Here is an 11,647-nt window from a genome sequence, read left to right as displayed (position 1 = left end):
CGCGGGCGAGGCGAGCCAGCCGAGCGGTTCGCTGAAGAGCGTCTGCGCATCGTCGCGCGGCGGCTCGTCCGCGCCATAGCGGATGATCGCCGCGTCGAGCCGGCGCTCGTCGAATTGCGTGAGCAGTGCCGCCGACGTCCCCATATGCAGCTCGATCACGAGCCCCGGATCGTGCGCATTGAGCCGCCCGAGCAACTGCGGCAGATCGGGGCCCGCGACATGCTCGCTGAGCCCGAGCGCGAGCCGGCGCCGTTCCACCGACAGCGCGCCCAACGCGCGCTCGTGCGCATTCAGCAGTTCGCGCGCCGCGCCGAGAAACGCGTTGCCATCGGCGGACAGACGCACGAGGCGCGGCGTGCGTTCGAGCAACGGCTTGCCGAGATGCGCTTCGAGCCGCTTCAGCTTCAGGCTGACGGCCGATTGCGTGGTGTCGAGCGCGTCGGCGGCGCGCGTGAAGCTGCGCAGATCGGCGACGAGCACGAATGCCCGCACCGCATCGAGATCGAGCACTTTCATTTCCAATGAATATGGATGAAATAGGCGAAGATATCTGTTTATTATGACTGAGCGTGCCTAAGCTGTGTTTAACCCAACACCGCAACAGGAGTCGATCATGCCGCTCACCCGAATCTCACTGCGCGCCGGCAAGCCGGCCGAATACCGCGAAGCGCTGACTGCGGGCATCCAGCGCTCGCTGGTGGACACGTTCAACGTGCCGCCCGACGACATGTTCATGCTGATTACGGAGCACACGCCGGGCAACCTGATCTATGACCGGCAGTATCAGAACATCGAGCGTGGCGACGATTTCGTCGTGATCCAGTTGACCGTGAGCAACACGCGCACGATCGAGCAGAAGAAGGCGCTGTACCGGCGGATCGTCGATGAACTGGCGAAATCGCCGGGCGTGCGGCGCGAGGATGTGTTCATCAACCTCGTCGAGGTGGAGAAGGAGAACTGGTCGTTTGGGAATGGGGGGGCGCAGTATGCGACGTAGGCGCGTGCGGGGCAGAGCATCTTCGATGCTCCGCCCCTGCGATTATCCGGTTCAAGCCTCTCAAGCCATTTGAGGCTCAAACGGAAACTGCTCGATCTCCCCGCCGCGCGCCACCACCACCGTGCTCTCCGGAATTTCCTCCCACCAGTCCGGCAAATCGGAGAGCGGTTCCGACAGGACCAGAAACGCATCTTCACCGACCATCGCGATGCGCGGATCGTCGGGATACAACTCGTGCAGATGATGGAACGACGTGCTGTGATACAGCGAGCGTGATTGCTGTTCACTCGAATAACGCACCGCCACGATCTGCTCGCCGTCGGTTGCGCAGACGGTCATGTTCAGCGGCTGATCCACGCCGTGGCGGCGGCCGGTTTCCTCGACGAACGCCACCATGCGCCTGAGCGCGGTGACGGGCGCCAGTTCGAGACCGAACGTGAGCGCGAGGAAGAACAGCACTTCGGAATCGGTCGATCCCTCGACCGACGGGAACAGTTCCGGGTCGATCGCGACCATCAGATCGCGACGCAGCGCCGGATAGTTGCGCACGAGGCCGTTGTGCGCGAACAGCCACCGGCCGTGGCGAAACGGATGACAGTTGGTTTCCTGCGAAGGCGTGCCGGTCGCCGCGCGTATGTGCGCGACGAACATCGGCGCGCGAATCGCGCGCGCGGCTTCACGCAGATTGCGATCGCTCCACGCCGGCTGAATGCAGCGATAGCGGAACGGAATGTCGGTCGGATGGCCGTACCAGCCGATTCCGAAGCCGTCACCGTTGGTGGTCGTGTTGCCGAGCCGCGAATGCAGGCTCTGATCGATCAGCGAATGCTTGGCGTTGAACAGCACCGTTTCGAGCTGAAGCGGTTTGCCGGAATAAGCGAGCCAGCGGCACATGAAATGTCTCCTGTCGAATACGCTTCTATCTGGCGGCCGGTTGCAGCGTCGTGATCGTGATCCGCACACCGATGCACGGCAGCAGCGACGACGATACACGGATTACCGCCCCGGCACCTTTCAAGCCGAAATAATGGGCAAAAATTTCCACACGGCAGCGGATCGGCATGCCGTAAGCGCTACTCATGGTCGACAAAGACCGTGTCGTTATAATGATTCGCGGTCCTTTCCGGACCCTAGCCCTCGCCCCGGCCCTTCAACTTCTCCCGCCATGCCCACCGACCGCACCGATCCCCCTCGCGAATCCCTCGAACTCGGCGGCTCCGTCTGGTTTCAAGCCGGCACGCAGACGCTCGGCGGCGCGGCGCGCATCGCGCTGCTCGCGGCGATCGGCGAAACCGGCTCGATCACGAGCGCGGCGAAGGCGGTCGGCATCAGCTACAAAGGCGCGTGGGACGCCATCGACACAATGAACAACCTCGCGGGCGAACCGCTCGTCGTGCGGATGACGGGCGGCAAGGGCGGTGGCGGCACCACGCTCACGCCGCGCGCGGTGAAGCTGATCGCGACGTTTCGCGCGGTCGAGCGCGAGCATCGGCGTTTTCTCGAACGCGCGGGTGCGGCGATCGAAGGTTTCGCGACGGACTGGGACCTGATCGGCCGCATCGGCGTGAAGACCAGCGCGCGCAACCAGTTCTACGGCACCGTTTCGGCGATTACGCGCGGCAGCGTCAACGACGAAGTCACGCTGGCGCTGCCCGGCGGCCAGGCGATCGTTGCCGTGCTCACGCACGAGAGCACCGAGGCGCTGGGGCTCGTCGAGGGCGCGGCGGCGTTCGCGCTGATCAAGGCGTCGTGGGTCGTGCTGCTCGTCGATGGCGCAGACGGCGCGCCGCTCAGGCTATCGGCGCGCAATCAGTTGCGCGGCACGGTGCAGAGCGTGAAGCGCGGTGCGGTGAACGCGGAAGTGTCGCTGGCGCTCGACGGCGGCGCGGTCATGACCGCGGTCGTCACCAACGAAAGCGCCAACGCACTCGGCTTACGGGAAGGCGCGAGCGCGGTGGCCGCGTTCAAGGCGTCGAGCGTGATACTCGGCGTGAAGGATTGAGCGCCAGCAGGGACGGCGAGACCGCGCCCTTACGACTCGCTGCGCACATACCCCGCGAACGGATGGTCTTCGCGCACGCGGCCATCGTTGACCTGCACGACCTGATCGCCGAATGCCGCGACGTCGTCGGGATCGTGCGTAATCAGCACCATCGGAATGTCGAGCCGCGTTTGCAGGTCCGACAGTTCGCGCCGCATGCGCTGGCGCAGCGCGCTGTCGAGCGCGGAAAACGGCTCGTCGAGCAACAGCAGGCGCGGCTGCGCGACCAGCGCCCGCGCCAGCGCGACGCGCTGCTTCTGCCCGCCGGACAGCTGCACCGGGTGATTGCCCGCGACGCCCCTCAACTCCAGCGCCTCGAGCCAGTAATCGACCTGCGGATGCGAGCCGCGCGCGCGCGGATTGAACCAGCCCCGGCGCAGCCCGAAGCCGATGTTCTGCCGCACGTTGAGATGCGGGAACAGCGCGTAGTCCTGAAACAGATACGCGATCTTGCGCGCCTGCGGTTTCTGATCGACGCCGCTCGCGCTGTCGAACAGCGTGGTGCCGTGCAGCGTGATCGATCCCTCGTCGGGGCGCAGCAAACCGGCAATCGCCTGCAGCGTCAGGCTCTTGCCCGCGCCGGACGGGCCGAACAGCACGAGCCGCTGGGTGTTCGCGCGGAACGAAACGTCGAGCGTGAAGCGGCGCTCGGCGGTCTCGAAGGTCTTGCGGATGGCGACGTCGAGCGGCATGTCAGCGAGACCTCAGAAGCGTGTGCTGCGGCACGAGCCGCCCCGCGAGCAGCAGGATCGTGACGCACGTCACCGAGGTTACGAGCACGAGGAAGTTCGCGGTGCTGTCGTCGCCGGCCTGCACGGCCGAGTAGACCGCGACCGAGAGCGTCTGCGTGCGGCCCGGCAGATTGCCGGCGATCATCAGCGTCGCGCCGAATTCGCCGAGCGCGCGCGCGAACGCGAGCAGGCCGCCGGCGAGAATGCCGCGCGCGGCAAGCGGCAGCGTCACGCGAAAGAAGATCGCCGCTTCGCTGACGCCGAGCGTGCGCGCCGCGCGCTCCAACTGCGGATCGACGCCCTCGAAGGCGGCGCGCGCCGACTTCAGCACGAGCGGAAACGCCACCACTGTCGAGGCGATCACCGCGCCCTGCCATGTGAACACGAGCTGGATGTCGAAGCGGTCGAGCCACGCGCCGATCACGCCGCGCCGGCCGAGCAGCACAAGCAGGTAGTAGCCGAGCACGGTCGGCGGCAGCACGAGCGGCAGCATCAGCAGCGAGTCGATCACGTCGCGCGCGCCGGAGCGCCAGCGCGACAGACCGAGCCCCGCCGCGACGCCGAGCACGAGATTCAGCGCGGTGGCCCAGCCCGCCACCTTCAGCGACAGCAGCAGCGGAACCCAGGCCTGTTGCATGACGTGTGCTTTCCCGTCGATCAGTGCGCGGGCTTGAAGCCGTACTTCGCGAGCACGGCCTGGCCGGCCGGCGACAGCACGAAGTCGATGAACGCCTGGGCGTCGGCCGCGTGATGGCTGCCGTCGACCTGCGCGATCGGATAGGTGATCGGCGTTTGCGTCGGCAGGCTCAGCGCGACCTTGACCTTGTCGGGCATGATCGCGGCGTCGGTGCCGAACACGAAGCCGGCGTCGACTTCGCCGCGCGCGACGTAGTCGAGGCTCTGGCGCACGTTCGCCGCGAGCACGGCCTTCGCGTTGACCGCGTCCCACACGCCGGCAGCCTTCAGCGCGCCTTGCGTATAGCGGCCGACCGGCACCGAAGCCGGATCGCCGAACGCGACGCGCTTCACGTTCGCGGTCGTCAGATCGTTGAGGCTCGCCGGGGCGAAGTGGCTGTCGTTCGGCACGATCAGCACCAGCGAATTGGCCGCGAAGTCGCGCCGCGTGGACGGCACGATCACTTTTTGCGAGGCGGCCATGTCCATCGCCTTCTGGTCCGCCGAGGCGAACACGTCGGCCGGCGCGCCCTTGACGATCTGCTGCATCAGCACGTCGGACGCGCCGAAGTTCAGCAGAACCTTGGTGCCCGGATGCTGCTGCTGGAACGCGTCGCCGACTGCCTTGAACGCGTTGGTCAGGCTGGCGGCGGCGGAGACCACGAGTTCGTCGGCGTGGGCGTTCACGCTGACCACAACGGAGACGGCGCTTGCGACGCAAAGCGCGTATTTCTTCAGATGGCGGGAGAGTGTCATGAAGGACCTGAAAGTCTGACGTGGACGGGAAGCAGCGGTTTAAAAACGCTATCGTAATATATGCGCGGTTATAGCGGTGTGCGCATGACCGGCGATCGAGGCTGACGCTTCATTTTCGACGTGCAGCGCTCGTGGATCGGGACAGGATCGGCGGGGAACCGGGAACTGCGAGGAACGCTCGCAGCAAACCCGAAGAGAGCGGCGCCGTGCCGCTCAGACGTGAGACGCGTGCTGCGGCGCGAGCGTATTGAGCGTTTGCGACAGCGGCAGGCTGGCCGGACGAATCTCGCGCGCGGCCTTCCACTTGGCGCGGATGAACGGCCGGTCGTGGCCGGACACCTTCAGCGCGATATGCGTGACCCAGCGCTGCGTCGGCACATGCACGTCGTGCATCGCGATGGCGAGCACCATCATGCTGACGGCGACTGGCAGCGCTGCGAGGCGCCCCGGCTCGGCATTCCACGCGATGCGCACGAACAGCAGCGCCGCGAGCGCGCCGACGATGCAGCCGGTGACCGCTTCGGACGGCGAATGCGCGCTCAGCACGACGCGCGACAAGCCCACCGCGATGCCAGCGGCCAGCCCCGCCAGCACGCCGAGCAGACGGATGGCGGGCCGCGCGGGCAACAGCATCAGGAACATCGCGACCGGGTAGACCGCCGTGGACAGCGTCGCGTGGCCGCTGACGCCAGTGAAATCGAGTTCCCGCACGCCGACGCCCCAGCCGAGGAAGGCCAGCTTGGTCACCGTCACGATGCCGATGGCCGCGCCGAGCAGCAGCAGCCAGCCGGCCGCGAGCCGCCACGAGTAGCCGACCGCCAGCCAGAGTGCGATGGCGAACGCGAGCGGCAGCGTGAGGCCGGCGCCGCCGAGGCTGGTAATCGAATACCACAGGTGGATCGGTAAGTCGGGCATGGCTAAAGTGCGACGTGGGCCGCGTGAAATGAGGTGGGTGGGTAGCCGAACCGGCGCGCGGCCGGCACGGACGCCGCTTTCGCCCGGGTCGGGACCTTCGGCATTAACCGCCAGTATAGACGGGTGTCGCTCGCCGGTCTTGCCGCGCACCGCGCATTTACGCGCCAAATGTTGGCTGGCGAACGGGACGTCGTGCCAGCTTGCGCGGTGCTTACCGGGTGCCTGTCCTGGACGTCGACGAGCAGCGGTTAGGGTTCGACGGCAGGATGGCAACAAGGTTCGCCGGAGAGAAAATCGGACTCGGCATGATTGTCAGTCTTCGGCAACGCATGAAAAATAATGTTATTGTGCATTGCACAACTTCGTGTGAACTCGCGTTTTTCGCCGGTTTGCACTGTCCCTTTTTGCGAGGTTATCGCCGATGGCAAAAAGCCTGTCGAAAATCTGGCTGCGCGGTTTGAAGCGCCTGCTCGCGATTCAAACCGAACATGCGCAAAAGTCCACCCGACGCGCACCGGCGCGACCCGTGCGCGCCGCCGCCAACAAACCGTCGAGCAAGGCTCGTCCGCTCAAGCCGGCCGACGCGCTGCGCACGCCCGTGAAGCGCGAGTCGCGCGTGCGGCCGCGCGCGGCCGCGTGGGCGAGCGGCTCGTGGACGCGCTCGTTCCACTCCGCGCCGGTGGCGCCGGGGCGGCTCGTCAATCATCTGCAGTACGGGCTGTATGTGCCGTCGGGCCATGCGCTGGAAGCGATGCCGCTCGTCGTGATGCTGCACGGCTGCACGCAATCCATCGACGAATTCGCCGAGGGCACGCGCATGAATCTGCTCGCCGATCGCTACGGCTTTGCGGTGGTGTACCCGGAGCAGTCGAAGCACGCGCACTCGCACCGCTGCTGGCACTGGTACGACGCCAGCGACAGCGCGGGCGGCGCCGAGGCGCGCGCGGTGGTGTCGCTCGTCGACGAGCTCGTCGCGCAGCATGGTTTCGACCGGGAGCGCGTCTACGTGGCCGGGATTTCCGCGGGCGCGGGCCTGACGGCGCTGCTGGCGCTCAACTATCCGGATCGTTTCGCCGCGGTCGCGCTGCATTCCGGCCCCGCAATCGGCGAGGCCCGCTCGGGCATCGCCGCCATGGACGTGATGCGGCGCGGCGTGCGCCGCGAACCGGCCGAGCTCGTCGACGAAATGACGGACGTTGCGCAATATCCGGGCATGCCGGCGCTCATCATCCACGGCGACGCCGATCACGTGGTCGCGCCCGTCAACGCGGACCAGCTGGCGGCGCAGTTCCTGCGTCTGAACCGTCTCGTCGACGCCGACGGCGCACGCCGGGCCGGCGAAATGCGCGAAGACCGCAAGGGCGGCGTAGTGATGCGCGACTATCTGCGCGGCGGCCGGCGCGTGGTGCGGGTGTGCCGTGTGCAGGGGCTCGGCCACGCATGGGCGGGCGGCGACGACGCATTGCCGTTCCATTCCGCCAAAGGTCCGGACGCGAGCGCCATGCTGTGGGAGTTTTTCAGGCATCAGCGCCGCACGGATGCGGGACGTGCCGTGGAAGGCCTGGCGGCGTCGTCGGCCGGGAGATGACACCGGAAGCGCGCCTCGAAAATGAGCAGTAGCACGGAACTAGGGTTTTCCCTATAATACGGGTTATCCCTTAGTTGTAACGCACAGCCTTCATTTCCGAGGTCGACCATGTATCTGCTTAGCCGCCTGTTCCTGTTTCTGACCAAATCGCCGGACCAACTCGCAAAAGAGCGCGCCGACGACTACCTCTCCGAAGCGACCGATCTCTACGATCTCGAATTCCGCATGCGCAAACTGGACCGCGAAGGCAGCGTGCGCCAGCCGTCGTGGATGAGCCAGCACTACGGCTAAGCAGGCGCGAGCGTCGCGATAGTCGGAAAGACATCGGCGTGTGGTGAGGCGCCGATGTGCGGGGCGAGCCGCTCAGGTATCGCGAACCGCCACGGGTTTTTCAGCGTAGTTGCCGCCGGGCAGCCTGCGCGCCCAACGCCCAACCAATCGGCTCCGCGTCAAGCAGCCGGATTCAACTGCCAGAGCGCGTAATTCAGTAGCGCCGCGTACGCGACCCAGATCACGTACGGCATCAGCATCACACCGGCCAGGCGGTCCCGTCGCCAGAAGACGCCGGTCAGCATAACGATCAGCACCAGCAGAATCACGATATCGGTTAATGCCATTTCCGGCCGATGCAGACCGAAGAATAGCCACATCCACGCGGCGTTGAACACCAACTGAACCACCCACAGGACGATTGCCGCGCTCAGGCCATCGCGCTTCCATACGCGCCACGCGGAAAACGCCATCAGCACGTAGAGTACGCTCCAGACCGGCGGGAAGACCCAGTTCGGCGGATTGAACGCGGGCTTTTGCAGTCCCGCGTACCAAGCGTCCGGCAAGGACAGGCTTGCGGCCCAGCCGGCCGCAAGCGTCAGAATCAGAAACACGAGCAGCGACGGCAGACGGCGCATCTTCATCCCTCCAGGCGTTTTTCTTCAATGATGTAAGCGGGCACTCACTTGCCGAAACGGGCCAGTGTACGCAGGCGCGCCTGCGCATGATCGACGATCGGCTCGGGATAATTCCCGCCCAGCACCACGCCGAATTCCGCCAGCCGTTCCGCGCCCGCCAGCCACGGCGCGTGAATCCATTTTGCCGGCAGCTTCGTAAGCTGCGGGAGATAGCGTTGGATAAAGCGCCCGTCTGGGTCGAATTTTTCGGATTGCGTGACCGGGTTGAAGATGCGGAAGTACGGCTGCGCGTCGCAGCCCGTTGATGCCGCCCACTGCCAGCCGCCATTGTTCGCGGAGAAATCGAAGTCGTTGAGCCGATCGGCGAAATAGCGTTCGCCGCGGCGCCAGTCCACGCCGAGATCCTTCGTGAGGAAACTCGCCGTCACCATTCGCAAGCGGTTGTGCATGTAGCCGGTGCGGTTCAGTTGCAGCATGGCCGCGTCGACGAGCGGATAGCCGGTGCGGCCGTCGCACCACGCGGCGAATGCGGCGTCGGCTGCGGGGCCTTGTTCCCAGCGCAACTGCTCGTATTCCGGCTTGAACGAGGCGCCCTTTGCGAGGCGCGGATGATGCGCGAGGATCATGAAATAGAAATCGCGCCAGATCAGTTCGGAGAGCCACGTCGCCGCGCCTTGTCCGTCGGGCTGTAGCGACGTTTCGTAGGCGAGCCGCGCGAGCGTGCGGATCGACACCGTGCCGAAGCGCAGATGCACCGATAGATAGCTCGGCCCCTTCGCGGCGGGAAAATCGCGCCGCTCGGCATAGCTGTCGATGCGCGTCAGGAAGTCGTCGAGCAAATGCCGGGCGCCGCTCATGCCGGCGGGCAGCTTCAGGTCTGCGAGATTGCTCGGTGCGAAACCGAGCTGGTCGAGCGTGGGTAATTGCCGGTCGAGCTTGCGCGGCAGCGCCGCGAGGTGCTTCGCGTAGGTTTCCACGGGGTAGGGCTTCAGGTCGAATGCATCGAGTTGTTTGAGCCACGCGTTCCTGTACGGCGTGAACACCGTGAACGGTTTGTGCTGGCCGGTCAGCAGTTCGTCGCGCTCGAAAATCACCTGATCCTTGAACGTTAGCCACCGACGCCCCGCTTGCGCGAGGCGCACGCGCACGGTTTCGTCGCGTTCGAGCGCGACCGGTTCGTAGTCGTGATTCGCGAATACGGCATCGACGCGCAGTTCCGCGGCGAGCTTCGGCACCTGCTCGGCCGGATCGCCGTACAGCACGACGAGACCGCCGCCGTGTGCGCGCAACGCGTCGCCAAGCTCGCGCAATGACTCGAGAATGAAGTCGATGCGACGATCCGGAGCCCGCTCGCCCGGATGGCGCGCCTGCCACGCGTCGATCAACGGTTGCAGGATCGTCGTGTCGAACACGAATACGCACCAGACGCGCTCGCAATGCTTGAGCGCGTAGTACAGCGCCGCGTGGTCCGTGCTGCGCAGGTCGCGGCGGAACCAGACGAGGCCGGTATCGAAGATGTCGTTCAGGCGGCGGGCGAGTGTCATCGAGCGCGTCGGTCGGAATGAAGGGGGCTCGAAAGCCAGTGCAGCAGATTGCGTGCCCCGTGCGCCCAATGCGTCAGCGCCCGCCCCTATTGTGCAGGGGCGGGCGCTGTTCGCGAGCGCGCGAGGGTGTTGCGCCGGCGGCGCTCATTGGCGGCGTGCTTATCAGCACCATCGCCTATGCTGCCATGAGCAAAGGCCGCCGCAACGCGCAACGACTAACGCAGCGGCGAACCCAGCTTAAGCGACGTGCAGACGCACCGCGACGTTGTTGCGCGTGGCGTTCGAGTACGGGCAGACCTGGTGCGCGGCATCGACCAGTTCCTGCGCCGCATCCGCGGCGAGGCCGGGCAGCGAGATTCGCAGATCGATGTCGAGCGCGAAGCCGCCCTTGTCGTTCGGGCCGATGCCGACCTCGGCCGAGACCTGCGTGTCGGCCGGCAATGCCTGCTTGCGCTGGCCGGCGACGAACTTCATCGCGCTCAGGAAACAGGCCGAGTAGCCGGCTGCGAAGAGTTGTTCGGGGTTCGTGCCCGCTGCGCCGTTGCCGCCCAGTTCACGCGGTGCTGCCAGCTTCACGTCCAATGCATTGTCCGACGATACTGCGCGGCCGTCGCGGCCACCGGTGCTCGTTGCGCTTGCCTTGTAGAGGATGTTCATGGTGCTGCTCCTTAGCTGGGTTGTCAGGGTTTGCATGCTTGCCGCTTCGTGTTGCTTTCCGGTCCGGCCGGGTGGTTGCGAGGTAGTTACGAAGCGGCATGTCGTTAAGATAGTACACAAATGATTTGTGTGCAAATTAAATTTGAGCGGATACCGGAACAAGTCTTTTGCTGTGATTGCACTACTGGTCCATGTAATCGTTGAGCGTCGTGCGCAAGCGCGTCAGGTCGTCGCGCAGACGCAGCAGAAAGTCTGGCGTCTGCTGGGTCGCGCAGAGAATTTCGGCAGGCACCTCGCGTGCCTGGCGCTTGAGCGCCTTGCCCGCGCTGCTGAGGCGGATATAGACGATGCGTTCATCGTCGACGCCGCGCACGCGCTCGACGAGGCCTTGCGCTTCGAGGCGCTTGAGCAGCGGTGTGACGGTGGCCGGATCGAGATTCAGGCGCGCGGCCATGTCCTTGACCGCGACGTCGTCGGCTTCCCATAGCACGAGCATGGCCAGATATTGCGGATACGTGAGTCCGAGCTTGTCGAGCAGCGGCTTGTACGCTTTCGTCATCGCAAGCGAGGTCGAGTAGAGCGCGAAGCAGAGTTGCTCGTCGAGCGTGAAAGGCAGGATGGGGCGCTGTGTCATGGTGCATCTCGGCTGAAAGAGCGTACGAATGAATTGCACGCAAACCATTGTGCCGCAAATCGATGCGGGCCGGTGAGCACAGGCAGAGGTACGGGCGGGGAGCGGCGGGTAGCGCGAAAGGCGGCCGCTAAAGCAGGAAAGCGAAGGAAAGCCGCGCGAAGAAAACGCGGGTATCCCGACGACGCCCGCATGCAAGCGGTC

14 protein-coding genes are annotated in these 11,647 nt (G+C 65.6%); 4 read left to right on the top strand and 10 right to left on the bottom strand.

Annotation, left to right across the window (positions count from 1 at the left end):
- A partial coding sequence (locus GXB81_RS06540; RefSeq protein ID WP_205988669.1) for a LysR family transcriptional regulator occupies positions 1-516 on the bottom strand: 516 nt, incomplete at its 3' end.
- Between the two features lie 97 nt (positions 517-613).
- Between GXB81_RS06540 and GXB81_RS06535 the strand changes: the two genes are divergently transcribed.
- Positions 614-997, top strand: coding sequence for a tautomerase family protein (locus GXB81_RS06535; RefSeq protein WP_167283635.1), 384 nt, complete (start codon positions 614-616; stop codon positions 995-997).
- A 60-nt stretch (positions 998-1,057) separates the two neighbouring features.
- On the opposite strand, the gene GXB81_RS06530 is transcribed toward GXB81_RS06535, so the two are convergent.
- Entirely contained in the window at positions 1,058-1,891 is an 834-nt protein-coding gene (locus GXB81_RS06530; protein ID WP_167039160.1) for a class II glutamine amidotransferase, read from the bottom strand.
- Between the two features lie 271 nt (positions 1,892-2,162).
- Here GXB81_RS06530 and GXB81_RS06525 point away from each other — a divergent pair, with 271 nt between their 5' ends.
- A complete protein-coding gene (locus GXB81_RS06525; protein ID WP_205988668.1) occupies positions 2,163-2,999 on the top strand; it encodes a TOBE domain-containing protein in 837 nt (278 codons plus the stop codon).
- A gap of 29 nt (positions 3,000-3,028) precedes the next feature.
- Here GXB81_RS06525 and GXB81_RS06520 read toward each other — a convergent pair whose 3' ends face one another.
- The 4 genes from GXB81_RS06520 to GXB81_RS06505 form a co-directional block, all read right to left on the bottom strand.
- Complete coding sequence (locus tag GXB81_RS06520) at positions 3,029-3,730, bottom strand: ATP-binding cassette domain-containing protein (RefSeq protein WP_167039164.1); 702 nt, start codon at positions 3,728-3,730, stop codon at positions 3,029-3,031.
- A gap of 1 nt (position 3,731) precedes the next feature.
- Entirely contained in the window at positions 3,732-4,406 is a 675-nt protein-coding gene (modB, locus tag GXB81_RS06515) for a molybdate ABC transporter permease subunit (protein ID WP_167039166.1), read from the bottom strand.
- Positions 4,407-4,426: 20 nt separating this feature from the next.
- Positions 4,427-5,200, bottom strand: coding sequence for a molybdate ABC transporter substrate-binding protein (gene modA / locus GXB81_RS06510; protein WP_167039168.1), 774 nt, complete (start codon positions 5,198-5,200; stop codon positions 4,427-4,429).
- 213 nt (positions 5,201-5,413) lie between these two features.
- Entirely contained in the window at positions 5,414-6,115 is a 702-nt protein-coding gene (locus tag GXB81_RS06505) for a phosphatase PAP2 family protein (protein ID WP_167039170.1), read from the bottom strand.
- Positions 6,116-6,536: 421 nt separating this feature from the next.
- Here GXB81_RS06505 and GXB81_RS06500 point away from each other — a divergent pair, with 421 nt between their 5' ends.
- The gene (locus GXB81_RS06500) at positions 6,537-7,703 is read left to right on the top strand and encodes a PHB depolymerase family esterase (RefSeq protein WP_167039173.1); all 1,167 of its coding nucleotides are present in this window, start codon (positions 6,537-6,539) and stop codon (positions 7,701-7,703) included.
- Positions 7,704-7,811: 108 nt separating this feature from the next.
- Positions 7,812-7,994, top strand: coding sequence for a DUF3563 family protein (locus tag GXB81_RS06495; protein WP_167039175.1), 183 nt, complete (start codon positions 7,812-7,814; stop codon positions 7,992-7,994).
- Positions 7,995-8,152: 158 nt separating this feature from the next.
- Here GXB81_RS06495 and GXB81_RS06490 read toward each other — a convergent pair whose 3' ends face one another.
- The 4 genes from GXB81_RS06490 to GXB81_RS06475 form a co-directional block, all read right to left on the bottom strand.
- Entirely contained in the window at positions 8,153-8,617 is a 465-nt protein-coding gene (locus GXB81_RS06490) for a TspO/MBR family protein (RefSeq protein WP_241016262.1), read from the bottom strand.
- A gap of 38 nt (positions 8,618-8,655) precedes the next feature.
- Positions 8,656-10,155 carry a deoxyribodipyrimidine photo-lyase gene (locus GXB81_RS06485; protein ID WP_205988667.1) on the bottom strand — a complete coding sequence of 500 codons (1,500 nt, stop codon included), beginning with the start codon at positions 10,153-10,155 and terminating at the stop codon, positions 8,656-8,658.
- Positions 10,156-10,392: 237 nt separating this feature from the next.
- Entirely contained in the window at positions 10,393-10,812 is a 420-nt protein-coding gene (locus tag GXB81_RS06480) for an organic hydroperoxide resistance protein (RefSeq protein ID WP_167039179.1), read from the bottom strand.
- Between the two features lie 181 nt (positions 10,813-10,993).
- On the bottom strand, positions 10,994-11,446 hold the full coding sequence (locus tag GXB81_RS06475; protein ID WP_167039181.1) for a MarR family transcriptional regulator: 453 nt from the start codon (positions 11,444-11,446) through the stop codon (positions 10,994-10,996).
- Positions 11,447-11,647: the final 201 nt, after the last annotated feature.

Source organism: Paraburkholderia sp. Ac-20336, assembly GCF_017105025.1.
Classification (GTDB): Bacteria; Pseudomonadota; Gammaproteobacteria; order Burkholderiales; family Burkholderiaceae; genus Paraburkholderia.
The sequence above is the reverse complement of the archived record's forward strand: the minus strand, read 5'-3'. Positions and strand labels throughout refer to the sequence as shown.